Source organism: Methylobacterium sp. 10 (assembly GCF_000519085.1).
Classification (GTDB): Bacteria; Pseudomonadota; Alphaproteobacteria; order Rhizobiales; family Beijerinckiaceae; genus Methylobacterium.
This window is the reverse complement of sequence record NZ_KI912577.1, coordinates 936,682-962,918: the sequence shown is the minus strand read 5'-3', so window position 1 is coordinate 962,918 and position 26,237 is coordinate 936,682. Positions and strand designations below refer to the sequence as shown.

Below are 26,237 nucleotides of genomic sequence, written 5' to 3'. Positions count from 1 at the left end.
GCCGCCCGGGGGCGGACTTTCGGAAAAGGCTGATCGATCCGCGAAGGGGACACCGGCCCTGGTTCGCGACGGGGCTCGCGAGGCTGTGAAGCCTCGTTAAGCGCCGGTTCAACCGTCGTGTCCTACCTGCGAATACGGAGACGCCTCAACGAAGACTGCGCCGCCGCATCTCGGGAGATTGCCGTGACTTCATCTCGCATGACCACATCTCTGCTCCGTGCCCTGGCCGTGCTGGGCTGCCTCGCGGCGGCTCCCGCTCTCGCCCAGGCGCCAAGCCCCTCGACCTCCACCCCTCCCACCGTCGCACCGAAGGCGCCCACGGCTCCGGCCGCCCCGGCCAAGCCCACGGCGGACAAGCCCGCTGCCCCCGTCGCGCCGGCGGCCAAGATCGATCTCATCGACCTGAACAGCGCTTCGGCCGCCGAACTCGAGGCTCTGCCCGGCATCGGTGCGGCGCGGTCGGCCGCGATCGTCAAGGGCCGCCCCTATCACGGCAAGGATCAGCTCGTGTCGAAGAAGATTCTCACCCAGGGCGTCTATGACGGGATCAAGGACAAAGTCATCGCCAAGCAGAAGTAACCCTTCCGCTCGGGCTACCCGGCACCGGTCCGGTGCCGGGTTGTTCGCCGGGGGGCACGGTGTTACGCGGCCGGAGACCTCGGTTCCCGCCGGAAGACACAAGCCAGATGCCTCCCCAGCCCATCATCCGCGTCCATCGCGGTGATCTCCCGGCCGATTACGTGCCGGGCACCGCCATCGCCATCGACACCGAGACGCTGGGTCTCAATCCGCATCGGGACCGGCTCTGCGTCGTCCAGATCTCGCGCGGCGACGGCACTGCCGACGTGGTGCAGATCCTGCCTGATTCCGCCCCGCCCGACATGCTCAAGGGCGTGCTGGCCGATCCGGCGGTGACGAAGATCTTCCATTTTGCCCGGTTCGACCTCGCCGTGCTCTTCAAGGCCCTCGGCGTGATGCCGGGGCCGGTCTATTGCACCAAGGTCGCCTCCAAGCTCGCTCGCACCTATACCGACCGGCACGGCCTCAAGGACGTGGTCCGCGAACTCGTGGGCATCGACCTGTCGAAGCAGCAGCAATCCTCCGATTGGGGCGCCGAGTCCCTGAGCCAGGCGCAGGTGGAGTACGCGGCCTCCGACGTGCTGCATCTGCATGCGGCCCGCGCCCGCCTCGATACCATGCTCGCCCGTGAGGGACGCACGGATCTCGCGCGGTGCTGTTTCGAGTTCCTGCCCACCCGCTCCCTCCTCGATCTCGAAGGCTGGGCCGAGACCGACATCTTCGCCCATACCTGATCGGGGCGGGAGGCCATCGCGGCCGGTATGGAGGGTATGCCGGCGACGGTGCGGCGGCGCACATCGATCGTGCCGCGGCGATCCCACCCGGTTGATGATTCCTCAACGCTCCGCTCATAAGGTTCCGGTACGGCCACAACTTCGCCATCGGCCGCGCGCATCCGGCGCTGGACCATGGGGAATCTGGTTCCCACGGCTCAACATATGGATGGGCGAGACGTGGCATGTTGCGGGGCGCAACCCGCCGGTGTCCCATCGGATCGGTCAGGCGGAGCGGCTCGGATCATCACCATGCACGGGGTCGACGCCATCGACGCGACAGGGACGACGGGATCGGGCGCGGATGCGCGCCGTCACCGTGCCCATGCGCGGGCTCGCAACCACAGCACGCAGGTGCGGTACCTGCGTCGTCTCATCCCCCTCTCGGCCGGAGCCGCGATCGTCGCCCTCGCCGTGGTGACGCTGTTCAACCCGTTCGGCAGCGTCCTTCCGGCCGTCACCATGGGGCCGGTCACCCTGTCGGGCACCAAGGTGAAGATGGAGAACCCGCGCCTCTCCGGTTTCCGGAAGGACAACCGGGGCTACGAGGTCATCGCCACGGCCGCCTTCCAGGACGTGCGCAAGCCGACGCTGATCGAACTCCAGGCCATGAAGGGCCATCTCGTCACCGACGATTCGGGCGGGCTCGCCCATATGGAGGCCGCCGGCGGACTGTTCGATACGGCGCGCGAGACCCTGTCCCTCGAACGCGACATCAAGTTGTGGACCGACAAGGGCGAAGACATCCGTCTCCAGACCGCCGCCATCGATTTCAAGGCCGGGACGGTGAAGTCCGATCAGGTCGTCACCGTGACGCTTCCCACGGGCACGGTCGTGTCCGACGGCCTCGACATGGTCGATAACGGCCGCGTCATCTCCTTCATCGGCAACGTGCACGCGGTCTTCCATGGGGCGGACAAGGCCGAGGACCGGACCGCCGAATCCAGATCCGAGACCGGACCCAACGGGAAATCGCCGCGCATCCTCGCCTCCGCCACCGAGCCGCGGGATGGGGAGGCACGCCGGTGAACCGCTCCCCGTCATTCGTCACTCTCGTCCTCTGCGGGATGCTGGCAGCGGGAAGCGCGATGGCGCAGATCCCCTCCGGTACCGCTCCGGCGGCCGCCGCGAAGGCGACCAAGCCGACCGCGCCGGGAAGCACCTTCGGCGCCAGCGGCGGCAAGGAACCGGTGAAGATCGACGCGGACCGGCTCGACGTGTTCGACCGTGAGAACAAGGCGATCTTCGCCGGCAACGTCGTGGCCGTGCAGGGCGACAGCACGATCCGCTGCTCGACGATGACGGTGCATTACAAACGCGGCAAGGATGCCAAGCCCGGCGCTCCAGCGCCCGCCGCCGATGGTGCCAAATCGCCGGCTGGCATGGCGGAGAACGGCATCCAGAAGGTGGAATGCGCCGGCCCCGTCACCGTGGTGCAGAACGACCAGGTCGCCACCGGCGACAACGCCGTGTTCGACCAAGAGGCCAAGCGCATCGTGCTCACCGGCAACGTCGTGCTGAGCCAGTGCCAGAACGTCACCCGGGGCAGTCGCCTCGTCTACGACATGAATACCGGCCGGGCGAACATGGACCCAGTGGCCGGCGGCCGCGTCTCGGCGATGTTCGTGCCGCAGAAGGAAGAGGCCGCCAAGGGTGGGGCCAAGGGGTGCGCCCAGCCGGCGAGTGCCGCGGGCAAGCCCGCGCCTAAACCGTCCGAGGCCGGCGCGGACAAGCCCGCCGCCAAGCCGAGAGCGCAGGCCAATTGACCTCCGCCCTGCCGGTGGCCCCGGCGCCAGACCCGATCAGCTCGCGGATCGCCGATGCCGCTTCTGCAGGAGCCGTGCGCGCGCCCTCCCTCCTGTCGCGCCTCTTTCGCCGCGGCAAGGGACGGGCGGCGGGTGGCGAGGCGGGCCTGTCCGGGAATGGTGGCGGTCCGGGCATCCTCCACGTGGAAGGGCTGCGCAAGAGCTACGGCGCGCGCACGGTGGTGCACGAGGCCGGATTGACCGTGCGCAACGGCGAGGCCGTGGGCCTGCTCGGCCCAAACGGCGCGGGAAAGACCACGATCTTCTACATGATCACCGGCCTCGTCTCGGCGGATCGCGGCTCGATCAGCCTCGACGGACTGCCGATCACCCACCTGCCGATGTATCAGCGCGCGCGCCTCGGCATCGGGTACCTGCCGCAGGAAGCCTCGATCTTCCGCGGCCTGTCGGTGGAGGACAACATCCGCGCCGTGCTCGAAGTGGTGGAGCCCAGCCGCAAGGAACGTGAGCGCAAACTCGATTCGCTGCTCGAGGAATTCGACATCGCGCGTCTGCGCAAGGCGCCCTCGATCGCGCTGTCGGGCGGTGAGCGGCGTCGCTGCGAGATCGCCCGCGCCCTGGCGACATCACCGAGCTTCATGCTCCTCGACGAACCCTTCGCCGGCATCGACCCCATCGCGGTGGGCGACATCCAGGATCTGGTGAAGCACCTGAAGCAGCGCGGCATCGGCGTGCTCATCACTGATCACAACGTGCGAGAAACCTTGGGCCTCATCGACCGCGCCTATATCGCCCATTCCGGCCGCATCCTCACCGAGGGCACGCCGGAGGAGATCGTCGCCAACGAGGATGCGCGGCGGCTCTATCTCGGCGAGGGGTTCCGGCTCTAGGCCACCGGCCCGATCCGAGTTCGCGAATCGCGCTCCCGCCCGTGCTGCCCGCATCCTATGCTGCCTAATTTCTCGCCACATTACATGACGACCAAAAGATGCATGCGTTTTGTGCATGTCTTATGGTTGGCCGTCCGCGCATGCCCGCGGTGGGGGAATCTGATTTCTCTTTGGTACGAGACAGTTGCGCGACCATGAGCCGTATCCGGCCAACCCGGGATGCACAGGACCTGATTGTGCACCGCAGCATCGCGGTGGAAATCGCGAGCATCGCGCTTTGACGGCGGCGCAAGATGGCGATAGACCTATGCGAAGATAAAAAGAAGCAAAATTCATGCCGAGCGGCGTAAGGTACTGTGCGCGCCTCCGGCTGGGCTCACCTGAAGGCGTCGGGGCAACACCATGAGCTTGCTGCAGCGACTGGAAATGCGTCAGGGCCAAGCCCTGGTGATGACGCCACAGCTTCTCCAGGCGATCAAGCTTCTTCAGCTCTCCCAGATCGATCTCGCCACCTATGTGGATGCCGAACTGGAGCGCAATCCGCTCCTTGAGCGCGTCGAGGGCGAGCCGGACGGTGACCGCGCGAACGCGGAGGCGGCCCCGGAGGCTTCGGGCGACGGGGATGGGGAGTTCGACTCGGCCGAGCCCGACAACTGGATGTCGACCGAACTCACGGTCAGCAGCGCCGAGATGGAGAGCGTCCTCGACACCCGCCTCGACAACGTCTTTTCCGACGACAATCCCAGCCATGCCCGCGAGGCGGCCTCGGGCGACATGCTCACCCTGACCCCGGCGCCCTACGGCAATAGCGGCGGCAGCTTCGACGGCGAGGCGCCGGATTTCGAGGCGACCCTGACTTCGGAAGTCTCCCTGCGCGAGCATCTCAGCGCGCAGCTCGACCTCGCCACCCGCGATCCCGGCGACAGGCTGATCGCCGGCTTCCTCATCGATGCGGTGGACGATGCCGGCTACATGCGCGAATCCATCGACGAGGTGGCCGAGCGCCTCGGCGCCAGCCTCGATTCGGTGGCGCGGGTGCTCAAACTGATCCAGACCTTCGACCCGCCGGGCATCGGCGCCCGTGATCTCGCCGAATGTCTGAGCCTGCAGCTGCGCGAGCGCGACCGTTTCGATCCGGCGATGCAGGCCCTGGTCTCCCGCCTCGACCTCGTGGCCAAGCGCGACTTCCCGAGCCTGCGCCGTCTCTGCGGCGTCGACGACGAAGATCTCGTGGACATGCTGGCCGAGCTGCGCCGTCTCGACCCGAAGCCCGGCCGGGCCTTCGGCTCGCGCGCCGTGGAGGTGCTGATCCCCGACGTGTTCGTACGGGCGGCCTCCGACGGCTCGTGGCTGGTGGAACTCAACGCCGAGGCGCTGCCGCGCGTGCTGGTGAACCAGAGCTACTATGCCCGTGTCTCGCGCGGGGCGGCGGCCGAGGGCGACAAGGCGTTCCTGTCCGAATGCCTGCAGACCGCCAACTGGCTCACTCGCAGCCTGGAGCAGCGGGCGCGCACCATCCTCAAGGTCGCCTCCGAAATCGTCCGCCAGCAGGACGCCTTCTTCGTGAACGGCGTGGCGCATCTGCGCCCCCTCAACCTCAAAACGGTCGCCGAGGCCATCGGCATGCACGAATCCACCGTGTCGCGGGTCACTTCCAATAAATCCATCGGCACCAGCCGGGGCACCCTGGAGATGAAGTACTTCTTCACCGCCGCGATTCCGGGGGCGGCGGGGACGGCCTCCCATTCCTCCGAGGCCGTGCGCCACCGCATCAAGCAGCTCGTGGACGGCGAAGCGACCGGTGATGTGCTCTCGGACGACGCCCTAGTGCAGAAGCTCCGCGACGAGGGCATCGACATCGCCCGGCGCACGGTCGCGAAATACCGGGAATCCCTGCGTATTCCCTCATCCATCGAGCGCCGCCGCGAGCATTTCGCCTACGCCCGCTGAGGGCTGCCGCGCTCTGCGGATGACGTCTGCCCGTCGGCGAAAGCTTCAGGCTCTCCCACCTGTCACCTCCCGTGCGATGCCGGCTCGCCATTCCGTTGACTTCTCCTCCCGGGGCTCCTTTACTTGTCTGCCGAACGCAACAAGAACCGGAGGATACATGGGGTCATTGCGTGTCACAGGCCACGGCCTGGACCTCGGCGAAGCCCTTCGCGGGCGTGTCGAAGAGCGAATGGCCGCCACCTTGTCGAAATATCTCGACAGCCACATGAACGGCACCTGCTCCGGCCATGTGACGCTTCGACGGGATGGGACGGCCTACCGTACCGATTGCGTGCTTCACCTCGTTTCCGGCCTCACGCTCGAAGCGTCCGCCGCCTCGCACGACGCGCATTCGAGCTTCGAGCAGACGGCGGACAAGCTCGAGAAGCGCCTGAGGCGCTACAAGCATCGCCTCAAGGATCATGGCGCCGCCCTGCATGAGGGCGCCACCGTCCAGGCGGCCTACGCCGTGTTCGCCGCGCCCAGCGACGCGGAGGAGGACGTGATCGACGACGATCTCTCCGAGGACGAGGAGGCTCATCCGCCCGTGGTCGCCGAAAGCACCAGGGTGCTTAAGCGCCATTCTGTGAGCGAGGCGGTCACCGCCCTCGATCTTACTGGGGCACCGGTGATCGTGTTCGTTCACGCTGGTACCGGCCGCATCAACGTCGTATACCGCCGCAGTGACGGAGCGATCGGTTGGGTGGATCCGCCGGAGGCGGCAGCTTAACGCGCTCTGCCGGCCGCGTGCCGACCATCGGCCGCCTCGGGATGCGTGGGGACCACGCATCCGCAGCGCTAATGTAGACGAGCGGGGGCCGGTGGGTCGCCGCCGATGGGGCGATGGTCCTTCATGCCGATTCTGGAATTCCTCAGTCCGGATTCCGTGGTGACCTCTCTGCGCGCTCGCGCGAAGAAGCAGATTCTCCAGGAATTGAGCACCCATGCGGTGCGCCAGCTTCCCGCTCTCGACGAGCGTGAGGTGTTCGAGACCCTCCTGCAGCGCGAGCGCCTCGGCTCCACGGGCATCGGCGACGGCGTCGCCATTCCCCACGGCAAGCTTCCGGGCCTCGACCGGCTTTTCGGCCTCGTGGCACGGCTGGAGAAGCCGGTGGATTTCGAATCCCTCGACGGTCAGCCTATCGACATCGCCTTCCTCCTCCTCGCCCCGGAGGGCGCGGGCGCGGAGCATCTCAAGGCCCTGGCCCAGGTGGCGCGGCTCCTGCGCGAGCCGGGCGTTCTCGACCGGATCCGGGCCGCGAGGGATGCCAGCGCCCTCTATGCGCTCCTGACCCAGCCTACCAAATCCGAGGCGGCATGATCCCGATGGACGTGAAGGCGAAGTGGGCGCCGGCGGCGGCCGCGATGGTGGGGCTCGTCCTGTCGCTGACGCCTGCGCTGGCCGACGTGACCTGCGCCCGCGACGTGCTCGTGGCCAACTCGATGCAGCGTCAGGCTATCGACCAACTCGAGCAGGCGGATGGCGACGATGCCAATCGCTGCCGGGTCTGGCGCCGCCACGTGGAGACCATGCGCCGGGTCGCCAGCGTGTACGGCCGCTGCTTGTCGGGGGCTGAGCGCGCCGCCAAGCTCGCCGAGGTGCAGACCTCCGAGAAGGATTTCTCCGGCATCATCCAGACGCGCTGCCGCGGACTGTAGTTCATCGGCCCGAATGGCCGGAACCGGTTTTCAGACGAGCCGATGCTGCAAGGTAAGGGTGCGGCCGGCACACAGGTCGTTGCGGCCGATCGATTGACTTCGGCCCGTGGCATGGGCTGTCGTCACCCGCGCCACCATGCTGTTCACCCGCCTCCCCGATGATCTGTTTAGGCCGCTCGCCTCGCCGAGCCGGGCCTTCAACGCAGCCTTGCTGCTGCACCTGCATGCCAGAGTGTTCGCCGAGACCACCGAACCCCTGCGCAAGAGCGAGCTGCTCGCCTCCATCGGTGATTTTTCAACCGACTGGTCCCAGGGCGAGATCGCCGACGACGAGGCGACGCCGGTCGATCCGGTGGAGCGACGCTCGGCGGTCTACCGACGGCTTCTCGATGCCGGCTGGCTGGTGGAACGGCGCGAGCGCTACGTGCCGGTGGTCGATTTCGATCCAGATGCCCGCCTCGTCATCGAAGAACTCGCCCGTCTCGACCGGGGTGAGACCCGCTCCTATGGCGGCGCGGTGCTGGAGGTGCTGGGCAGCCTGGAGAGCGCGGTGGCCAACCCGGCCGAGCGCTCGGAGGCACTGGTCAACGCGGCCAAGGCCTCGCGCGCCTTCCTTGGACATCTGCGCAGCCTCGCAGGCTCCATGCGCAAGATCGAGGAGCGGATCCTGCGGGAGGAGGACCAGGGCGTCGCGTTCCGCCTTTACTTCGAGGAGTTCGTGGCGCGCCATCTCGTCAGCGACTACCGTACCCTGCATACGCGCCTGAACCCGTTCCGCTTCCGCTCCGGCATCGTCAGAGAGGCGGGCCGTGCCCTGCGCGACGACCTCACCCTTCGGGCCCTGGCGGAGGCGGGCCTGCGCGAGGGGAGGGCGTCCGACCTGTCCCTCGCGGAGCGGGCGGTGCGGGCGGATCTCGCCGAGATCCTGTCGATCTTCGAGGGACTCGATCGGCATCTCGACGCCGTGGCCGACATCGTTGCACGCCTGGAGCGCCGGATCGCGGCGGCCCTGCGCTACACTGATCATCGCGATTCCGACCGGATCGAGCGTACCGCCGCGGCATTGCGGGCGGTGGGCGCCGCCGAATGGTCGGATATCGGTCCCTCTACCGAGGTCTCGCTCCTGCGTCCGCCCATCGGCGAGCCGCATCTCTACACCCCCCGCATGCGGCGCGCTGCGATCCTGTCCGAGCCGCTGCCGGAGATTCATCTCGACCCGGCCATCGAAGCCTTCATCCTGGCCAAGGACGCCTTCCGCCAGCGGGTGATGGTGACGCCGGAGCGCGTCATTGCCTTCGTCGAGCGCAAGCTTGGGGGGAGCCCCGCCATCCGGGGCTCCGAGATGGTGGTGGCGGATGTGGACGAGTTCGTAGTGTTCCAGCGCCTGCGCGAGATCGACGTGCTGTTCGACGGCATCCTGACCACGCGCTATCGCCTCTCGCGGGTCGCGGGCCGCGTCTCCAACGGCTGGCTCGACTGCCCGGATTTCATGGTGGAGCGACGAAACCCGGCGGTCCGCCCTGTATCGGTTCGCCCACGCGGCGCCTGAGTGGGGACGAGTCCCGCATCGGGCTGCAACCGGTGACGGTCCGGGACTTCTGCCTGATCACATTGATGTTTCCGGACTTGGCAGACGTCGAAAGGAGGGTCATGCTTGCCAAAGACCCGCCGAAGATGCGGGAATACCGGGAGATACGCCGATGACATCCGGGAAATGCTTGATCAAGTCCGCCTGGATCGCGGTCGAGGTGGGCAAGGAGAGATCCGAGCGCGTGCTCGTGGTCGAGACCTACATTGCCGTTAGTCCGCTTGAACGGAACTTCGACCCCTCCCGCTACGACCGGGTCGTGGCGGAGGTCCAGCGCGTGCTCGCCGAGAACCCGTCCATCGACCGCGCCTCGATCCTGAGCATGCATCGCGACACCCAGTGCCTGTCGCTGTTCAAGGCGGCTCAGCAAGCGGCGTGAGGGCTGGGCCTTTGTGAAAGGACTGCGATTCGGGTAACGAGGCGCCATGGCGGGACGGGTGTTCCGCCTTGACGCTTCATGGATTGTCGGGATGATCGAGGCCTTCCGCGCCATCGTCGACGGCGACGAGCCGCCGCCTCCGGGGACGCGGGCGCCGTCCGAAGAGGATTTGACGCGGGCGCTCCAGGTGCTGCTCAAGAGCCAGTGCGTCTATTCCGATACCCCCGGCATCGGGCGCTCCTACGACATCGCCCGGCACTACGCACCCTTCTTCAAGAACTACTTCGCCTGCCTTGGATACGGGTTCGAGGTCTCGCCCCGTGACCAGATGGTGTTCCTACGCGTGCCCCCGGACGGGGTGCGCCACGACGGCCAAGCCGAGCGCCTGCGCAAGGACGAGACCCTCGTCCTGCTCGCCCTTCGCCTCGCCTACGAGGAGGGCCTGCGCGCGCACCGCGTCACCACCGACGGCGTGGTGGAATGCACCACCGACGACATCGCCGAATCGATCCGCACCGCCGCCCGCAGCGAGGCGCCGGAAGAGACGCGCCTTACCGAGATTCTGCGCCTCTTCGCCCGCAAGGGGGGCCTGCGCCTAGGCGAGCGCGACAAGGCCGAGAAGATCACGCCGCTGATGCTGCTTCCCGGTATCGCCGTGCTCTCGCCCGATGCCTGGATGGAACAGGTTCGCGCCTGGGCGGCAGCGCGCCTCGACGACGACGGCTGAATGCGGTTCGCCGGGGCCAGCGAGCCGATGGTTAAGATTTCACATGAAAACATTCCGGCGCGGGGAGGCACCCGCCCTCCTATGGAGGAGGCGACGCTGCCTCCCGACTTGCATCACGGGCCGACGGCGTCCATGCCGGGCCACTGAAACGCCCCGCAGGGAGCCGCCCGACCGGTGTACCGCCTCACCGACATCGTCCTCTCCAACTGGTACCTGATCCGGCACGAGCAGATCCGCATCCGGGGTGCGGCTGCCCTGGTGGGGCCGACGGGCGCCGGCAAATCGACGATCTTCGATGCCGTCGGAACGGTGCTGGCCGGCAACAACGCCACCCGGCTGGCGCTCAACGCCTCCGCCTCGGGGCGCAGCGCCCGCACGGTCCGCGATTACTGCCTCGGCTGGATCAGCGACCCGGCCGAGGGCGGACGCCCGACCCGCGAGGCCTGCGAGACCCTGATCGTCCTGGTCTTCGAGAACGAGACCACCGGCCGCGTCGTCTCGGTGGGCCTTGCTCTCGCGGCCCGGGCCGAGGACAGCCGCGAGACCACGCTGTCGCGCTTCGTCGCGGTCGGCCACCGGTTCGAGATCGCCGATTACGTGCGCGAGACCGCCGAGGGCAGCTTCGTCGCGCCCTGGCCGGAGATCGCCAAGGATCTGCGCATCCAGGCCGATCGGTTCGAGGAATTCCGCTCGTCGGGCGAGCGCTTCACCGCCGAATTGCTGGCGCTGATGCGCGAGGGGGCGTCGAGCCCGGAGCCGCGGCATTTCCTGCGTACCTTCTCCAACGCCGTGGCATTCAAGCCGATCTTCGATTCCTCTGCCTTCGTGCGCTCCTTCGTTCTCGAACCGGAGCCCCTGGACGTCGCCCGCATCCGCCAGTCGGTGGAGAACTGGCGCCGCCTGCTGGAGACGATCGAGGAGCTGGAACGCCGGCTCACGCATCTCGGGCGCATCCTGAAGCGCTACGAGATCTGGGCCGAGGCCAGCCTCTCGGCCGCCCTCGACGATCTGCGCGCCGCCGGTGCCGATTTGCGCCGCCGCATCCTCGATTACGCGACCGCCCGCTCCAGGCTCGGCGAGGTGGCCGAGCGCCTGCGCATCGCCCGCGAGAGCGTCGCCACCAGCCAGGGGTTCGTGCGCGAGATCGACGGGGAGATCGCGGGGAAGAAAGCGATGCTGGCCGGGAGCCAGGGGGAGGGGCGGCTCGCCGCCTCCAATGCCGGCCTCGCCATGCTGGCGCGCGACAAGCGCGACCTCTCCGCCCGCGTCGCCGACCTCGTGGGGATGGTGCAGGAGGCGGGCAAGCTCAACACCCTGTTCTCCGAGATCCAGCGGATCGACCCCGACGCCGCCCGGATCCTGGCCGCGTGCTCGCGCTCCGGCCTGCGCCGCGAGGCGCCCCCCGAGGAGTCCCTGCGCATCGACGGCCCCCTCGGCGGGTTGATCGAGATGCTCGCGGCCCTGCCCGACATCGCCACCCCCCTCGATACCGCCGCCGAGGACATGGCCCTGCGCGCCCGTGCCCAGGAGAAGGAGGCGCAGGCCCTCTCGGCCGAGATCGGCACCGGGCGCGCGGGCGGCGCCCGCCTCTCCTCCGACACGGCGGGCTTTCGCGACGAGCTCGCCCGGCTCGGGATCGAGGCCATGCCGATCTGTGAGCTTGCCGAGATCACCGATCCGAAATGGGGGCCGGCCCTGGAGGGCCTGCTCGGCGGAGCCCGAGAGGCCCTGGTGGTGGATCCGGACAGGCTCAACGATGCCTTCGCTCATCTCGAAGCCCGCAAGAGCCAGTTCTACCGCTGCTTGCTGGTCAAGACCACGGACACCGCCCGCCGCCGGGGCGGGCGCGACGACGAGGGGCCGATCTCCCTCATCGAGACCCGCGATCCCCATGCCCAGGCCTTCCTCGCCGCGCGTCTCGGGGGCTACGATCTCGCCCCCAACGATGCGGCCCTCGCCCATATGAGCCGGGCCGTGGCGCCAAGCGGCCGCTCCACGTCGGGCATGGCCTATTCCGTGGTGCGGCCGGTCCAGTTGATGATGACCCGCGGCAGCCGCGGTCCCACGGCGGAGAGCCGGCAGAACCTGGAACACGCGGTCGCCGAGGCGCGGCGCCTGCGCGGCGAGGCCGGCGTGCTGCGCGAGGCCGCTCGCATCGCCGTCATGCTGCGGGTCCGGCTCGGTGAGGCGAATCTCGATATCGTCTCCCTGCGCCAGGAGGCCGACGCCATGGAAGGGCGCCGGCGCAGCCTCACCACCGAGCGCGAGGCGGTGGAAAAGGCCGATACCGGCGCGCTGGAGACCGAGATCAAGGAGCTCGCCAAGGAGCGCTCGGCCTATCTCACCGAACTGGTCCAGGTGCTGGAGCCCAAGCGCGACGCGCTGCTTGGGGAGGAAGCGGGCTTGAAGACGAAGGTCGCCACGGCGCGGGACGCGATACGTGCCGCCCTTCAGGCACGGCGCGGCGCCCATGCCCGTTGGATCGCCGGCGATTCCGTCCGCATCCGCCTCGTCCGGCCGGACGGGTTCGACCCCCTTGCGGTGGCAAAAGCCCGGGCCGACGCGGCGGGCCTCGATTCCAAGGAGCTGGCGGCCTTGGCCAATGCGGCGCGCGGCGCCGCCCGCGAGGCCATGGAGACGGCGCGCACGCAAGGGCGGGCGGCCGAGCGGGATCTCGCCGAGTATTGCGTGCAATGGCGGATCGAGAACCCCCTCGGCAGCGGCGATGCCCCGGCCTCGTTCGGCTATTCCTGGGTGGCCCGCGCCCATGACGAGGTGGCGGGCCACGAGTTGCGGCGCTATCGCGACCAGGCCGTGCGGGCCGAGGGCGAGATGCGCCGCCTCATGACCGAGGACCTGCTCACGCGCCTCGCCGATAAGTTCGAGCGGGTTCGCACCCGTCTCGACGCCCTGAATGAGCGGCTCTCCACCCAGACCTTCACCGGCCAGACCTACGCGTTCGAAGCCACCGTGGACCGCCGCTACGCCGCCGTGCATGCCCTCGCCACCGAGGTGGCGCGCTCAGCCGACGCGGCGCAGGCGATCCTGCCGGGGGAGGGCGAGGACGCGTCTTCGGGTCCGCTCGCCGCCGCCATCGAGGAGATCACCGCCCTGATCGCCGGGGACGAGAGCGCGGCGCGGCTGGCCGATTACCGCAACTATTTCGTCTACGAGATCGGCATGCGGGACAAGGCGGGCAACCGCACCACCATGTCGAACCGGGCCCTGCGCGGCTCGGGCGGCGAAGCGCAGGCGCCGTTCTACGTGGCCATCGCTGCCTCGCTCGCCTCGGCCTACTACCCCGGCGACCGGCCCGGTGACGAGAATCCCGGCCTTGGCCTCTGTCTTCTCGACGAGGCTTTCTCCAAACTCGACGTGCGCAATTCGCAGGCCCTGGTCGATCTCTATCAGGCCTGGGGTCTGCAACTCCTCATCGCCGCCCCGGAGGACAAGCGCACAACGCTGACCGAGGTGATGGATACCATCGTCACCGTCTACAAGAGCCCCGACCTGACCTCGGTGCGGATCGAGGCCGAGCATCCGTTGGAAACGGCCAAGCGCGCCCTCGCCGCGATCAATCCGGAACGACAGGGCATCGAAACGTTCCGGGTCTCCGACGCAGCGGAGTGAAGGGGCGCCCTTCCTCAATGCGCTCGGCTGTGACGAGCGAGCGATCAGGTCCGTCGCGACGCGGCTTCCTGGATCGCGGCGAGTGTCAGGATGGCGGGGGCACCATTCCCTGTCACCGCGAGGTGATCGGCGCCGGTCGAGAGGAGAAGCGCCAGGGCACCTTTCAACGACGTCTCGGCAGCGATGCTCGGCGCATTTTCCGCCTCGCCGGGAACCGCCACGGCACCGGCCTCCGTTAACGCCAGACGGCGCAGGGCGCGATCCTCTCCGACGAAGCTCTCGACGAAGGCGTCGGCGGGGGCGAGGAGAAGGCGGTCCGGCGTGTCAGCCTGGGCGATCCGCCCCTCGCGCATCAGCACGATGCGATCACCCATCCGCATCGCCTCGTCGATGTCGTGGGTGACGATGATGACGGTTTTCCTGAGCCGGCGAAGTATTGCACCGATTTCGATTTGTAGCCGGCTACGGGCTACGGGATCCACGGCGCCGAAGGGCTCGTCCATGAGCAGAACGACCGGGTCCGCTGCCAAAGCGCGAGCGACGCCGACGCGTTGCCGCTGACCGCCGGAGAGTTCGTCGGGTCTGCGGTCGCGATAGTCCCCCGGAGCGAGGCCGACGAGGGCAAGCATCTCGTCCACGCGGTCCGCGATCCGGGCACGGGTCCACCCGAGCAAGTGGGGCACGGTGGCGACGTTCTCGGCAACGTTCCGGTGCGGAAACAGGCCGATGCCCTGCAGGACATAGCCGATGCCACGGCGCAGCCGCACCGGATCCACCTTCGCCACGTCCTGTCCGTAGAGGAGGACTCGCCCGGCATCCGGTTCCACGAGCCGGTTGACCATGCGCAGGGTGGTGGATTTGCCGCAGCCGGAGGGACCGATGAGGACGCAGGTCGTGCCTTCGGCGATATCGAGGTCGATCCCGTCGACGGCCGGTCGATCTGCCCCGGCAAAGCGAAGGGTCACGCCCTCGAACCGGATCATCGACCGAGCCACGCGGGCTTCGATCTCAGCAGCCGAGGCAGATCGAGCCCATTGTGGTCCGCATCTTCCGGTCCCAAGCCTTGTCGCGGGCGGCGGAGACCTTCTGCGCCTTGAGCATGTCGCTTTCGGTGGAGGCCCGGTTATAGGTGGACGTCGGCGGCTTCGTCACGCCCATGGCCGTGGTCATGCGCTTGGGGGCTGGCTGCTGCGCCGTGTTCGATGGCTGTGCCTGGACGGGCACGGCGACAAGTAGGCCCAGACAGACGGACGCGGCAAGGAAGCGTGTCATGATCGATCTCGACTCTTGAGAATGTGTAGAGACGCAGCAGAGGCAAACGAAGACCGCACCTTGAAGACCGGCCCTCTTTGTCCACCATGACGGCAAGGTTGAGGCGTCGCGACCCAACCTTTCGAATGGCAGGGTGCAATAGTGCCGAATTGTCCTGTGATTTTGCGTGTGCCAGCGCACCGTGCAGCGATGCTCTTGTTTGGGGGCGGCGGGTCACACACGATGTGTCGGCCGGAACGCCACTAGGGTCATGTCGTCTCGGCGCGTCTCGAAGTCGCGATAAGCTGCAAGCTCGGCTTCCAGCGTCCCGATCTGCAGGCCGAGTTCCTCCTTGTGGGTGCGCAGGAGGATATCCGCGACGCCGCGATGCCCGAGCAGCCGGCGCTGCGTCCCGTTAGTTCCCATCTGGTCGGTGATGCCGTCGGTCATCAGGTAGAAGGTGTCGCCCGGCGCCGCATCGAGGGTGACGTTCCCGGTGCTGAACCGCTCGCTCCCATGGCGCGGGTAGCCGAGCCCACGCTTCGCCCCCCTGATGCGGGTCACCCCCGTATCCGTGACGGTGGTGAGCGAGAGGCCGGCGCCGGCAAAGGTCAGGCGCCGTGCCTCCGGATCCCAGATGCACAAGCCGCAATCGAGCCCGTCATCGGAATCCGAACCACGCCCGTCCTGGCGCAACTGGGCGCGGACCATCTCGTCGAGGGCCGTTAGGATCTCCGCAGGCGAGCGCAGGCCGCGCTCGTGCAGCACGCGGTCGAGGGCAGTGGCGACGATGAGCGTGATGAACGCGCCCGGCACGCCGTGGCCGGTGCAATCGGCCACGACGATGATGCTGACGTCACCAAGGCGTTCCAGCCAGAAATAATCCCCGCCGACCTGATGCAGCGGCTCCCACAGCACGGCGACGTCGAGGCCGGCACCGGCCAGCGCCATCCGGTCGGGCAGGACGGAGGTCTGGATGCGACGGGCGTAGCCGATGCTCTCCATCACTTGATGGTTGGCGTCGGCGAGCTTGGCATGGGCGAGTTCGAGTTCTGCGAGGAGCTGTTTCGCCTCGTCGCCGGCGCGCAGGCCCTCCACCATGCGGTTGAAGGCCGACGAGATCACGTCGATCTCGTTGCTGGCCCGTATGGCGCCGTCGAACGCCACTGTCGACCAGCGCTTGTGCTCGACCTCGAGCATGGCGAGCAGCAGGCGCTTCAGGGGGGCGAGAACGTGCTTGCGCACGTTGGCATGCAGGGTCAGCACGAAGGCGAGCATCAGCACCAGGCTCGCGCCGACCGCCAGGAGCGCCTGCTTCTCGGCATTGGCGCGCAGGGACTCGGTCGACAGACCCAGCGTCAGGCTTCCCAAGGGCTCCGCCTGACCCGCCAGGGTGATGGCGGTGGAGGCGCGGATGAGCTCGATGCTGCGTCCCCCCGGTATCTCGCCGATGGACATCACCAGGCCACCCGCCGCGTTCCAGGCACGGACGAAGCGGAACGCGGGATCGAGGGTCAGGGCCTGGACCTGCGTCGTGTAGACGTCCGGCCGCTCGCTCCAATCCGGCCGGGCGATGGCCTGGGCGGTGAGGGCGACGAGAAGGTTCGCCCGTTCGGTATAGAGCCTGAGACTGTCGTTGTAGTTCACCCAGGCGATGCCGACCTGCGTCGCCAGCACCACGATGGCGATCACCGGGTAGATCCGCAGGAACAGGGTATGCGCCAGACTGTCGAGGTCGCGCCCGCGGGCCGAACCGCGCAGGGCGCCCGGCCGCATCGTGCCGGGCGCGGATGTCGACACGTCGGTGAAACCGGCCAGTTCCAGGAAGTCGTCGCCGCGCAGGGGGCCGCCTCCCCTCAGGGAGCGCTTGCGGGTGGGGGAGGCGACGGTGGGCGATGCCCCCTCGGCCGCAGGATCGAACGTCATGGCGGCGGTACGTCCGCAGACGGGTCGCGGGACGGGCGGACACAGCCCCGTCCGGCATGTTTGGCCTCATAGAGCGCGGCATCGGCCCGGCCCAGGGTCTGCTCGAAGGTCTCGGTTCCCTCGATGGCGGCGATACCGATGCTGACGGAGAGCGCCAGCGGTCCTCCGGGCCACGCCACGCCGGTTTCCCCGACTAGGCGGCAGAGGTCTTCGGCGACCGCGAGCCCGGCATCGGCCCCGATCTCGGTGAGCAGAATCGCGAATTCTTCGCCACCCATGCGGCCGATCACGTCCACCTTGCGCAGGCGCCTCCGGCAGGTCTCGACGAAGCTGGCGAGGGCCGCGTCTCCGGCGGCGTGGCCGAACTCGTCGTTGAGACGCTTGAACCGGTCGAGATCCGCCATGAGGAGGCAGGCGGGAACCCGGTCGCGCTCGTATCTCAGCCATTCACGCTGGCTGATCTCCATGAAGCGGCGACGGCTCACCGCGCCGGTGAGGTCGTCGGTATCGGCCAAGTGCCTCAGCTTCGCTTCGAGACGGGTCCGATGCTCGATCTCGCCGGACAGCGCCTCGTTGAGGGCCTGCAGGTCGCGTTGCTGCTCGGCGAGGCGGTGATTCGCCTTCTGCAGGTCGAGCTGCATCCGATCGCTCATCCTCACGAGGCGGCGCTGCTCGCGATAACTGCGCCGGTAGGCTTCGGCGAGTTGCTGGACGCCGCCGGCGACCTGCGCGAGCCCCGCCAGCATCCCATCGGTCTTCCCCAGGACCGCTTCCTCGGTATCGTACAGACTGAACGCGTCGCCGACGACGGGGGGATGGTCGGTCGGCGGAACGGCCCCGGGCTTGACCTTCATCCGTGTCAGTTCCCCGCCTGCGAGGTCTCGACGAGATCGAAGCGTGCATGGGAAAAGTCGGAGGCGAAATCCTCCCCGGCCTCGGCGATGGTCTCGTCGCCTTCGGCGTAGAGCCAGCGGATGGTCACGCCTCGGCCTTCGCCGGCGGCGTCCTCGAGGGGCATGAACAGGTTCATCAGTCCCTTGGCGCTGGAACTGTTGAAATACACGAGGGCGACCTCGAACACGATCGGATCCGGACCCGACAGGGCGAGGTAGGACCGCAGGGACTGGAGCAGGGGGCCGAAGAAGGCCGCGGCATCCTCCGGATACGATTCGCCGCTCAGCCTGAAACGGCCGGCTGCGAAGTCGAAATCCACCTCGGGGGATCGGGCGGTCGCCGGGATTTGAATGCGGTCCATCGCCGGGGCGCCGTCAGATATAGGCTTTGAGGCAGAACAGACTGCGCTCGTCGCCGAGATCGTGAAAATCGAACTCCACGGGAGCGCTTGACCGGCGGGCGATCTCGATCAGGCCGATGCTCCCTCCGAGGCTGCCCTCGTCGGGGGGCTGGCGCAGCTTCTCGCGGTAGAAACGCTTGAGTTCTTCGCTGGACATGCCGGCAATGTGGTCCAATCGCTCATGCAGAACGGAAGCATCGGCCTTGGGGACCTCGTTGCCGCACACGACGAAGAAGCGTGCGTTCTCGACGCCGACCACGATCATCCCCGCACTGATCATGCCGCAGGACGCCTTGGCCCCGGGGAGCTTGTCGGCCGAGTAACGAATGATGTTCTGGGCCTGCTCGACGAAGATCGAGAACACCCGCTTTGCGATGGTCGCGTCCGTCTCACCCTGGATCATCCGAAGCTTCAGAACTTCGCCGAGGGAGAACAAGACGTTCTCCGAGATGTCGCCTCCGAACGAGAGGATGATACCGTTACGCTTCGAGGTCTCGAAGAAGGATTTGAAGTCTCGCGCTAGCAAAGCATCCTCCTCCCGATGGCGGCAGGTGCCGCGCGGTGAGCGCCCGCCTTCACTGCCCGACAGCACTAACCCCAATGCCTCTACAGACAGTTACCACGGCGGGATCCGGCCGAGTGCGAGCAATTTCCGTTCCATCCGGTTAACCAGAGCAACAGGATTGGACGAGGCCGCACCATGGTTCCAGCAGGTGAACTATACCGGTCCAAGGTGGCGATGATAGATCGGACCGCGTTGAGTTCGTTCTGCGAAAAGAAACAATTTATAGGGATTTGTTTCTGTAAACCTCGCAAGCGCGCCTGTGTTTGGGCACGAACCCAGACCTTGCCGGTCTGAAGCGGATCGGATCGTGACACAAGACAAGTCCGTCCTCATCGTATCGGATCGACCGGACCGGGTGAGACTGCTGGCGCGCGCCATCACCACCATCGTGCCCTGCCGAAGCGTTCTCGGGGACCAGTCGGTTCCCGCCATCCTCCCCGTCGTCGCCGTCATCGATCTGGATCCCCGTGACGGCGTGGCAGCGGCCTGGGTGGTCCGTCTCCTCGCCCTCCACGTGCCCTGCCTCGTACTCACCAACGCGCCCGCCCACGTCCCGGACAAGGCGAATCCGGCCCTGCGCGTCACGGCGGCCGACACCCCACGTCCGACCATTCTCTCCCTCCTGTTCAGCCTCATCGACGCCGGCCAGAAGCTGCGGACGCGCCACGCCCGCGAGACCGCCGCGTTGGAAGGCAAGGCACACCGAGCCTGCTCCGTGGTGGCGGCCCTGTTCCATGCGGCTCAAACCGACCGGCCGGTCTCCTCCGAGGAGGCCGATGCCGGGACCGACGTCATCCTGGAAGCGGTCTCGGAGGGTGGCATTCGCGCGTGGCTCGACGTGATCGGACGCTACGACGAGTTGCTCTACCAGCACTCCCTCAGCGTTGCCGGCTTTGCAGCGGCCTTCGGCTTCCACCTCAAGATTCCCCGGGCGGACCGGAAGCGTCTCGCCAAGGCCGCGTTGCTGCACGATATCGGCAAGTCCAAGATCCCCCTTTCGATCCTCAACAAGCCAGGTGCGCTGACCTCGAACGAGATGGCTATCATGCGCACGCATGCCGCCTCCGGTGCCGACATGCTCGCCAGGCAGGAGGGGTTCGATGCCTCCATGCTCGACGTGGTCCGGCATCATCACGAGATGCTCGACGGCAGCGGCTACCCGGCCGGCCTTTCCGGCGATGCGATACCGGATCTCGTCCGTCTCGTGACGATCTGCGACATCCACTCCGCCCTCACCGAGCGGCGGGCCTATCGCAAGCCGCTCCCGCATGCCGAGGCCCATGCGATCATGCTCGGCATGACGGGCAAGCTCGACATGCCGCTCCTGCGGGCCTTCCAGCCCATCGTCCGTCAATCGAGCCATGGCGACGCCCTGGTCTAGCTCCTCGGGTCGTTCGGTTTAACGAACCCTGATCAGATCGCAGGAAGAGTTCTTTCCGATAGACCCTGGTGATCGGCCACAATTTCTGCAGAAAATTGCCGAGTAGAAAGTTTCATCTCCTGCCGGGACGTCTCACCGAAGACCAATCTCCCACGCTTCGTTCTTTTAAAAGCACGTTTCGTTGACCTGGATCGCCGCTGCGATCACAGTTCGGCAACGATGCCGAGGGGCATTCCATGACAGGACGGTTCGTTCGGATGGATGCCTTCGGCGCATTTCCGAACCTGATCGGTAGGCGTTCGATGTCTCTTCAAGGCAGCTCTTTTCCAGGCCCGCTTCCCCGTATCGTCGGCTTCAGCGCCAACCTGCAGCGTCCCTCCAAGACACGGGCGCTGGTCGAAGCGGTGGCCGAGGCGACCGGCGCGCGGCTGCGCGCCGACATCCGCCTGTTCGACGTGGTCGATGCAGGGACCGGGCTTGGCACAGCCTGGTCGCGCGATCAGCTCTCGCTGCCGGCCAGGCGCATCCTGGAGGCGATCGAGAACGCCGATGCGCTCATCGTCGGGACGCCGGTCTACAAAGGCGCCTATACCGGCCTGTTCAAGCACCTGTTCGATTTCGTCGATCCGGCGGCCCTCGCGGGTAAGCCGGTCGTTCTCTCGGCTACGGGCGGGGGCGCGCGTCATGCCCTCGTCGTCGAACATTCCCTGCGGCCCCTGTTCGGCTTCTTCAGTGCGCAGACCGTCCCGACCTCGGTCTATGGCAGCGACGCGGATTTCTCCGACGGCGTTCTTATCGACGACGGCGTACGGGCGCGGGTGTCCGACGCGGCGAGCCAGCTCGCGGCACTGCTCGGGGCGCGGGCGAAGCCTGCCGCCTCCCACGACACGGCGCCGGCCGCCGCCTTCGCGGCGCCGAGTCGATAGACCAATTGGCCGGCCGCATGGAGGGCGGTCCGGGCAATGTCCGGGTCGGCGTCCACCTCGAGGCCTAGGTCCAGACGGTGGTGAGTAAAACTCATCACCGTCTGCCCGCGCGACGGCGGGTATCCGTCGAAGGCGCTGAGGACGGCATCGGTCGGCTCCAGCGCTGATAGGTAGTAAGTCAGCAAGGGCTGGATCATGTCACGGCAGACAACCTTTGGTTCCGACATCCTCGGCCGTCTGACGCCCTGGCTCGTGCCGGTGGCGATCATCGCCGGCTGGCAGGCGGCGGCCTCCACCGGCCTCGTGTCCACCCGCTTCATGCCCGCCCCCTCGGACGTGATCGCCGCCGGCTGGCAGGCGAGCCGGACTGGCGAGCTCTGGAGCAATCTCTGGATCAGCTTCCTGCGCGCCGCCGTCGGCTTCCTCATCGGTGGCAGCATCGGCTTCGCCCTCGGCCTCGCCAACGGCCTGTCGCAGCTCTCCGAGAAGCTCACCGACACGACCCTGCAGATGGTGCGCAACATCCCGCACCTGTCGCTGATCCCCCTGGTGATCCTGTGGTTCGGCATCGACGAGGAGGCCAAGCTCTTCCTCGTGGCCATCGGCGTGTTCTTTCCGATCTATGCCAACACCCTGCACGGCATCCGCTCGGTGGATCCGCAACTGGTGGAGATGGGCCGGGTCTACGGCATGTCGCCGACCACCCTGTTCCTGCGCGTGGTGCTGCCCGGCGCGCTGCCCTCGATCTTCGTCGGCCTGCGCTATGCGCTGGGCATCATGTGGCTGACGCTCATCGTGGCCGAGACGATCTCGGCCTCCTCCGGCCTCGGCTACATGGCGATGCAGGCGCGCGAGTTCATGCTGGTGGACGTGGTGGTGCTGGCCATCGTCATCTACGCCCTCCTCGGCAAGATCGCCGACACCCTGACCCGGCTGCTAGAGCGTTCGTTCCTTGCCTGGAACCCGGCCTACCGGAACATCTGAGGGGCATCGCGACATGCCCCCGTTCTTCGATCAACCCCACGGACGACGTCCATGACCGCCTCCACCCTGCTGCGCGCGCCCGACGCCGTTGTCGCGCCGACTCGCGAGGTTCCCGTCGTTCCCCAGGCCCGCCAAGCCGCGCGCCCCGCACCCGCCACGGGCACGGGGGTCGCCGTCACCCTGCGCGGCCTGGCGAAATCCTTCGACGGCCATCAGGTGATCGAGGGGCTCGATCTCCACATCCCGGCGGGCCAATTCGTAGCCATCGTCGGCCGCTCGGGCTGCGGCAAGAGCACCCTGCTGCGCCTGATCCTCGGACTCGAACAGCCGAGCGCCGGGCGGATCGATCTTGAGAACCAGGGCGCGCGCTCGGCCACGAAGCGGATCATGTTCCAGGAGCCGCGCCTGCTGCCCTGGGCCAGGGTCGTCGACAACGTCGCCGTGGGTCTCGGCGGGGCCGGGCGGCGCCAGGAACGGCGCGAGCGGGCGGCGGCGGTACTGGCCGAGGTCGGACTCACCGACAAGGCCGGCAACTGGCCGGCCACCCTCTCCGGCGGCCAGCGCCAGCGCGTCGCTCTGGCGCGCGCCCTCGTCAGTCGACCGGGCCTGCTCGCCTTGGACGAACCCCTCGGTGCGCTGGACGCCCTGACGCGTATCGACATGCAGGACATGATCGAGCGGATCTGGCGCAACCAGGGCTTCACGGCCATCCTCGTCACTCACGACGTCGCCGAGGCGGCCGCCATGGCCGACCGCATCCTCGTTGTCGAGGAGGGCCGCGTCGCCCTCGACCTGACCGTGGACGTGCCCCGCCCGCGCCGGCGTGGCGACCCCGAACTCGCGCGGCTGGAAGGCCGCATCCTCGACCATCTGCTGAAGGACCGTGCCCCGGTCTGATCCCCGGACGCGCGCGATCCCACCGGCACAACCTCAGGAGCATCCCATGACCGCAGAGACCGACGTCCTCTGGTTCCTCCCCACCCACGGCGACGGCCGCTACCTCGGCGCGCAGGAAGGCGCCCGCGACGTGTCGCTGGCCTATCTCCGCCAGATCGCGCAGGCCGCCGACGAGCTCGGCTATTACGGCGTGCTGCTGCCCACCGGCCGCTCCTGCGAGGATTCCTGGGTCATCGCCTCGGCCCTGGCCGCCCTGACGAAGCGCCTCCGCTTCCTCGTGGCGGTGCGTCCCGGCCTGCAGGAGCCGTCCATGGCGGCGCGCATGGCCGCGACCCTGGACCGGATCTCGGATGGGCGCCTGCTCATCAACGTCGTAACCGGCGGCGATCCGGTGGAGCTGCGCGGCGACGGCGTCTTCCTCGACCATGACGAGCGCTACGTCGTCACCGACGAGTTCCTGCACATCTGGCGCGGGCTGATGTCCGGCGAGACGGTGAATTACGAGGGCAAGCATCTCAAGGTGGAGGAGGGCCGGCTCATCTTCCCGCCGGTGCAGAAACCCTATCCGCCCCTGTACTTCGGCGGCTCCTCGCCAGCCGGCATCGAGGTCGCTGCCGAGCATTGCGAGGTCTACCTGACCTGGGGCGAGCCTCCGGCTGGCGTCGCGGAGAAGATCGCCAAGGCCAGGGAAGCCGCCGACCGCAAGGGAAAGACCTTCTCGTACGGCATCCGCCTGCACGTCATCGTCCGCGAGACCGAGGGCGAGGCCTGGGCTGCGGCCGAGAACCTGATCTCGCGCCTCGACGACGAGACCATCGCGCGGGCGCAGGCGACCCTGAAGCGCCAGGATTCCGTGGGCCAGAGCCGGATGATGGCGCTCCATGGCGGCGACCGCTCGAAGCTCGAAGTCTCGCCCAACCTCTGGGCGGGCGTCGGCCTCGTGCGCGGCGGCGCCGGCACGGCGCTCGTCGGCTCGGCCGATCAGGTCGCCGACCGGATGAAGGAATACATCGATCTCGGCATCGACCGCTTCATCCTCTCCGGCTACCCGCATCTGGAAGAGGCCTACCGCTTCGCCGAGCTGGTCTTTCCCAAACTGCCGCTTCGCGCAACCACAGGCGTCCCCCCGAGCAACGCCCGCAACAACGGCCCATTCGGCGAAGTCATCGCCAACGACATCGTCCCGAGCCGCCGCATCGCGGCGCATTGAGGGAAAGCCCGGTTCGCGTGGAGCGCATTCTCCTCTCCCCGCCTGTGGGGAGAGGAGGCTCTCACCGGACATCTGTTCCAAACGCTGCACGAGGACATTCCATGCCCCGTTCCACCGCGCGCACCCTCTCGCCGCCCGGGCAGGCGACCCTCGCCTTCTTCGCCACCCTCGCCCTTCTCATCCTCGGCACCCTGCTGGTGCGCGCCGAGGACAAGGTCATCCGCGTCGGTTACCAGAAATACGGCACACTGGTCCTGCTCAAGGGCAAGGGGCTTCTAGAGAAGAAGCTGGCGCCGCTGGGCTACCGCGTCACCTGGGCCGAGTTTCCCTCGGGGCCGCCGCTGCTGGAGGCGCTGAATGCCGGGGCCATCGATCTCGGCTCGGCCGGCGAGGCTCCGCCGATCTTCGGGCAGGCCAACAACCCGGATATTCTCTACGTCGCCCACGAGCCGGCAGCTCCCTTGGGTGAGGCGATCCTCGTCGCCAAGGACAGCCCGATCAAGACCGTCGCCGATCTGCGTAGCAAGAAGATCGCCCTGAACAAGGGCTCCAACGTCCATTACTTCCTGGTCGAAGCCCTAGCCAAGGCCGGCGTGCCTACGAGGCGGTGACGCCGGTCTTCCTGGCGCCCGGCGACGCGGTCGCGGCCTTCTCGCCCGGCGCCGTCGATGCCTGGGTGATCTGGGACCCCTTCCTCGCCTCGGGCGAACGGGCCACCGGCGCGCGGACCCTCGTCAACGGCACCGACATCGTCCCGAACCGCCAATTCTACCTATCGACCCGCACATTCTCCGACGCCAACAAGGAGGCGCTCGATACGACCCTCGCCGCCATCGGCGAGATCGACGCCTGGGCCAAGGACAATACCGACGCGGCGGCCGCCGAACTGGCCCCCGCCATCGGCATCCCGGCGCCGATCCTCACCGTCGCCCTCAAGCGCCTGACCTACGGCGTCACACTGCTGGACGCGGCAGTCGTCGCCGACCAGCAGAAGGTGGCCGATACGTTCCAACGCCTCGGTCTGCTGCCGAAGCCCATCACCGTCGCCGACGTCGTGCGCAAGTCCGGAAGCTGAGGGGGCTCTACCGCCCAACCTGCGCCGGCATCAGCCGGCGCAGGACGAGGTGGGTCGTCCCGCACAGGACGAGGGGGATGGCGACGAGGAGGCTAGCGAACCAGGCCCAGGCCGGCATCAGGGTCTGCGCGACGGCGTCGCTCATGCCCCAGACGTAGTTGATGTTGACGGGCGTGAGCCCGGCATCGGGGCGCGGCCCCGGCATCAGGAAGAAGCACACCAGCAACACGGCGACGGCAAGGCCCGACCATGCCGCCCAGGCGCGCCGGTCGTAGCCTAGGCGCCAGACCAGGTAGACGAGCAGGAACGGCAGCCAGCCGTGGAACAGCGAGAGACCGCGCAGGAACGGCGGGTTCTCGGCCTTGAACATGTAGGCGGTCATGCCGGTGAGCGGCACGCCCACGAGTTCGGCGACGAAATCCGCCACCCACAGCATCTGCGGCGCCAGGATGCCCACCGTCGGCATGGAGACGAGGAGCGGGCTCTCCCGCCAGATCCCCACCAGGGTGAGCAGCAGGGCGACGTCGCAGAAATAGAGGAAGTTGGTCGGTCCGTACCAACTCCAGTAGACGGGCACAAGCACCGCCATGAAGGCCGTATAGGCGAGCTTGAGGGCCAGCGGCAGGCGTTGTGCGCTCGCCGGTTCGAGGCATGAATCGGCGTCGGCCAGGGCCGCTTCCGCGACGGCGAGGGGGTCGGTCGCCGGGACCATGCTGCCGCTCATGTCCGATCCTCATTCATGTCCGCC

General features: G+C 67.7%; 25 protein-coding genes and 1 pseudogene. 19 read left to right on the top strand and 7 right to left on the bottom strand.

Annotated elements, in window-relative coordinates; genetic code table 11:
- The first annotated feature begins 198 nt into the window (after positions 1-198).
- From K368_RS0104350 to K368_RS0104285, 13 genes are all read left to right on the top strand, one after another.
- Entirely contained in the window at positions 199-579 is a 381-nt protein-coding gene (locus K368_RS0104350; RefSeq protein WP_027171314.1) for a helix-hairpin-helix domain-containing protein, read from the top strand.
- 107 nt (positions 580-686) lie between these two features.
- On the top strand, positions 687-1,313 hold the full coding sequence (locus K368_RS0104345; RefSeq protein ID WP_027171313.1) for a ribonuclease D: 627 nt from the start codon (positions 687-689) through the stop codon (positions 1,311-1,313).
- Positions 1,314-1,604: 291 nt separating this feature from the next.
- Complete coding sequence (gene lptC, locus K368_RS23915; RefSeq protein WP_051439757.1) at positions 1,605-2,381, top strand: LPS export ABC transporter periplasmic protein LptC; 777 nt, start codon at positions 1,605-1,607, stop codon at positions 2,379-2,381.
- Positions 2,382-2,419: 38 nt separating this feature from the next.
- A complete protein-coding gene (locus K368_RS0104335) occupies positions 2,420-3,118 on the top strand; it encodes an LptA/OstA family protein (protein WP_027171312.1) in 699 nt (232 codons plus the stop codon).
- Complete coding sequence (gene lptB / locus K368_RS0104330; RefSeq protein ID WP_027171311.1) at positions 3,115-4,008, top strand: LPS export ABC transporter ATP-binding protein; 894 nt, start codon at positions 3,115-3,117, stop codon at positions 4,006-4,008. Before K368_RS0104335 ends, lptB begins: the two co-directional genes overlap by 4 nt.
- Before the next feature lie 402 nt (positions 4,009-4,410).
- On the top strand, positions 4,411-5,958 hold the full coding sequence (rpoN, locus tag K368_RS0104320) for an RNA polymerase factor sigma-54 (protein ID WP_027171310.1): 1,548 nt from the start codon (positions 4,411-4,413) through the stop codon (positions 5,956-5,958).
- A gap of 157 nt (positions 5,959-6,115) precedes the next feature.
- Complete coding sequence (gene raiA, locus K368_RS0104315) at positions 6,116-6,727, top strand: ribosome-associated translation inhibitor RaiA (RefSeq protein WP_027171309.1); 612 nt, start codon at positions 6,116-6,118, stop codon at positions 6,725-6,727.
- A gap of 123 nt (positions 6,728-6,850) precedes the next feature.
- Complete coding sequence (gene ptsN / locus K368_RS0104310) at positions 6,851-7,318, top strand: PTS IIA-like nitrogen regulatory protein PtsN (RefSeq protein WP_027171308.1); 468 nt, start codon at positions 6,851-6,853, stop codon at positions 7,316-7,318.
- Positions 7,319-7,362: 44 nt separating this feature from the next.
- Entirely contained in the window at positions 7,363-7,656 is a 294-nt protein-coding gene (locus K368_RS0104305; protein ID WP_245259659.1) for a hypothetical protein, read from the top strand.
- 136 nt (positions 7,657-7,792) lie between these two features.
- Positions 7,793-9,205 carry a Wadjet anti-phage system protein JetA family protein gene (locus K368_RS0104300; protein WP_027171306.1) on the top strand — a complete coding sequence of 471 codons (1,413 nt, stop codon included), beginning with the start codon at positions 7,793-7,795 and terminating at the stop codon, positions 9,203-9,205.
- A 151-nt stretch (positions 9,206-9,356) separates the two neighbouring features.
- Entirely contained in the window at positions 9,357-9,623 is a 267-nt protein-coding gene (locus K368_RS0104295) for a hypothetical protein (RefSeq protein WP_027171305.1), read from the top strand.
- Between the two features lie 91 nt (positions 9,624-9,714).
- The gene (locus tag K368_RS0104290) at positions 9,715-10,350 is read left to right on the top strand and encodes a DUF4194 domain-containing protein (RefSeq protein ID WP_027171304.1); all 636 of its coding nucleotides are present in this window, start codon (positions 9,715-9,717) and stop codon (positions 10,348-10,350) included.
- 174 nt (positions 10,351-10,524) lie between these two features.
- A complete protein-coding gene (locus K368_RS0104285) occupies positions 10,525-13,980 on the top strand; it encodes an SbcC/MukB-like Walker B domain-containing protein (protein WP_027171303.1) in 3,456 nt (1,151 codons plus the stop codon).
- Positions 13,981-14,024: 44 nt separating this feature from the next.
- Here K368_RS0104285 and K368_RS0104280 read toward each other — a convergent pair whose 3' ends face one another.
- From K368_RS0104280 to K368_RS0104255, 6 genes are all read right to left on the bottom strand, one after another.
- Positions 14,025-14,963 (bottom strand): ABC transporter ATP-binding protein, encoded by a 939-nt coding sequence (locus K368_RS0104280; protein ID WP_027171302.1) that lies wholly within the window; start codon positions 14,961-14,963, stop codon positions 14,025-14,027.
- Positions 14,964-14,988: 25 nt separating this feature from the next.
- Positions 14,989-15,252, bottom strand: coding sequence for a hypothetical protein (locus K368_RS0104275; protein ID WP_036265957.1), 264 nt, complete (start codon positions 15,250-15,252; stop codon positions 14,989-14,991).
- Positions 15,253-15,465: 213 nt separating this feature from the next.
- The gene (locus K368_RS0104270) at positions 15,466-17,157 is read right to left on the bottom strand and encodes a SpoIIE family protein phosphatase (RefSeq protein ID WP_027171300.1); all 1,692 of its coding nucleotides are present in this window, start codon (positions 17,155-17,157) and stop codon (positions 15,466-15,468) included.
- A complete protein-coding gene (locus K368_RS0104265; protein WP_027171299.1) occupies positions 17,154-18,011 on the bottom strand; it encodes a GGDEF domain-containing protein in 858 nt (285 codons plus the stop codon). The genes K368_RS0104270 and K368_RS0104265 overlap by 4 nt, the downstream gene beginning before the upstream one ends.
- 5 nt (positions 18,012-18,016) lie before the next feature.
- A complete protein-coding gene (locus K368_RS0104260) occupies positions 18,017-18,412 on the bottom strand; it encodes a DUF1987 domain-containing protein (protein WP_027171298.1) in 396 nt (131 codons plus the stop codon).
- A gap of 13 nt (positions 18,413-18,425) precedes the next feature.
- Complete coding sequence (locus K368_RS0104255; RefSeq protein WP_027171297.1) at positions 18,426-18,977, bottom strand: SiaB family protein kinase; 552 nt, start codon at positions 18,975-18,977, stop codon at positions 18,426-18,428.
- Between the two features lie 346 nt (positions 18,978-19,323).
- Here K368_RS0104255 and K368_RS0104250 point away from each other — a divergent pair, with 346 nt between their 5' ends.
- From K368_RS0104250 to K368_RS23910, 6 genes and pseudogenes are all read left to right on the top strand, one after another.
- Complete coding sequence (locus K368_RS0104250; RefSeq protein WP_245259500.1) at positions 19,324-20,397, top strand: HD domain-containing phosphohydrolase; 1,074 nt, start codon at positions 19,324-19,326, stop codon at positions 20,395-20,397.
- A gap of 302 nt (positions 20,398-20,699) precedes the next feature.
- Entirely contained in the window at positions 20,700-21,323 is a 624-nt protein-coding gene (gene msuE, locus K368_RS0104245) for an FMN reductase (RefSeq protein ID WP_027171295.1), read from the top strand.
- Between the two features lie 195 nt (positions 21,324-21,518).
- Positions 21,519-22,307 (top strand): aliphatic sulfonate ABC transporter permease SsuC, encoded by a 789-nt coding sequence (ssuC, locus tag K368_RS0104240; protein ID WP_051439755.1) that lies wholly within the window; start codon positions 21,519-21,521, stop codon positions 22,305-22,307.
- A gap of 51 nt (positions 22,308-22,358) precedes the next feature.
- On the top strand, positions 22,359-23,204 hold the full coding sequence (locus K368_RS0104235; protein ID WP_027171293.1) for an ATP-binding cassette domain-containing protein: 846 nt from the start codon (positions 22,359-22,361) through the stop codon (positions 23,202-23,204).
- 46 nt (positions 23,205-23,250) lie between these two features.
- Positions 23,251-24,414 carry an FMNH2-dependent alkanesulfonate monooxygenase gene (gene ssuD, locus K368_RS0104230; RefSeq protein WP_027171292.1) on the top strand — a complete coding sequence of 388 codons (1,164 nt, stop codon included), beginning with the start codon at positions 23,251-23,253 and terminating at the stop codon, positions 24,412-24,414.
- Positions 24,415-24,515: 101 nt separating this feature from the next.
- Positions 24,516-25,489 (top strand): annotated as a pseudogene (locus tag K368_RS23910) (sulfonate ABC transporter substrate-binding protein).
- A gap of 7 nt (positions 25,490-25,496) precedes the next feature.
- On the opposite strand, the gene K368_RS0104220 reads toward K368_RS23910, so the two are convergent.
- On the bottom strand, positions 25,497-26,213 hold the full coding sequence (locus tag K368_RS0104220; RefSeq protein WP_027171291.1) for a hypothetical protein: 717 nt from the start codon (positions 26,211-26,213) through the stop codon (positions 25,497-25,499).
- Positions 26,214-26,237: the final 24 nt, after the last annotated feature.

Excerpts from the sequence above, each read along its gene's own strand:
- K368_RS0104350 (WP_027171314.1), top strand. The coding sequence starts at position 199 with ATGACCACATCTCTGCTCCGTGCCCTGGCCGTGCTGGGCTGCCTCGCG.
- K368_RS0104345 (WP_027171313.1), top strand. The coding sequence starts at position 687 with ATGCCTCCCCAGCCCATCATCCGCGTCCATCGCGGTGATCTCCCGGCC.
- lptC (WP_051439757.1), top strand. The coding sequence starts at position 1,605 with ATGCACGGGGTCGACGCCATCGACGCGACAGGGACGACGGGATCGGGC.
- K368_RS0104335 (WP_027171312.1), top strand. The coding sequence starts at position 2,420 with ATGCTGGCAGCGGGAAGCGCGATGGCGCAGATCCCCTCCGGTACCGCT.
- rpoN (WP_027171310.1), top strand. The coding sequence starts at position 4,411 with ATGAGCTTGCTGCAGCGACTGGAAATGCGTCAGGGCCAAGCCCTGGTG.
- raiA (WP_027171309.1), top strand. The coding sequence starts at position 6,116 with ATGGGGTCATTGCGTGTCACAGGCCACGGCCTGGACCTCGGCGAAGCC.
- ptsN (WP_027171308.1), top strand. The coding sequence starts at position 6,851 with ATGCCGATTCTGGAATTCCTCAGTCCGGATTCCGTGGTGACCTCTCTG.
- K368_RS0104305 (WP_245259659.1), top strand. The coding sequence starts at position 7,363 with ATGGTGGGGCTCGTCCTGTCGCTGACGCCTGCGCTGGCCGACGTGACC.
- K368_RS0104300 (WP_027171306.1), top strand. The coding sequence starts at position 7,793 with ATGCTGTTCACCCGCCTCCCCGATGATCTGTTTAGGCCGCTCGCCTCG.
- K368_RS0104295 (WP_027171305.1), top strand. The coding sequence starts at position 9,357 with ATGACATCCGGGAAATGCTTGATCAAGTCCGCCTGGATCGCGGTCGAG.
- K368_RS0104290 (WP_027171304.1), top strand. The coding sequence starts at position 9,715 with ATGATCGAGGCCTTCCGCGCCATCGTCGACGGCGACGAGCCGCCGCCT.
- K368_RS0104280 (WP_027171302.1), bottom strand. The coding sequence starts at position 14,963 with ATGATCCGGTTCGAGGGCGTGACCCTTCGCTTTGCCGGGGCAGATCGA.
- K368_RS0104275 (WP_036265957.1), bottom strand. The coding sequence starts at position 15,252 with ATGACACGCTTCCTTGCCGCGTCCGTCTGTCTGGGCCTACTTGTCGCC.
- K368_RS0104270 (WP_027171300.1), bottom strand. The coding sequence starts at position 17,157 with ATGACGTTCGATCCTGCGGCCGAGGGGGCATCGCCCACCGTCGCCTCC.
- K368_RS0104265 (WP_027171299.1), bottom strand. The coding sequence starts at position 18,011 with ATGAAGGTCAAGCCCGGGGCCGTTCCGCCGACCGACCATCCCCCCGTC.
- K368_RS0104260 (WP_027171298.1), bottom strand. The coding sequence starts at position 18,412 with ATGGACCGCATTCAAATCCCGGCGACCGCCCGATCCCCCGAGGTGGAT.
- msuE (WP_027171295.1), top strand. The coding sequence starts at position 20,700 with ATGTCTCTTCAAGGCAGCTCTTTTCCAGGCCCGCTTCCCCGTATCGTC.
- ssuC (WP_051439755.1), top strand. The coding sequence starts at position 21,519 with ATGTCACGGCAGACAACCTTTGGTTCCGACATCCTCGGCCGTCTGACG.
- K368_RS0104235 (WP_027171293.1), top strand. The coding sequence starts at position 22,359 with ATGACCGCCTCCACCCTGCTGCGCGCGCCCGACGCCGTTGTCGCGCCG.
- ssuD (WP_027171292.1), top strand. The coding sequence starts at position 23,251 with ATGACCGCAGAGACCGACGTCCTCTGGTTCCTCCCCACCCACGGCGAC.
- K368_RS0104220 (WP_027171291.1), bottom strand. The coding sequence starts at position 26,213 with ATGAGCGGCAGCATGGTCCCGGCGACCGACCCCCTCGCCGTCGCGGAA.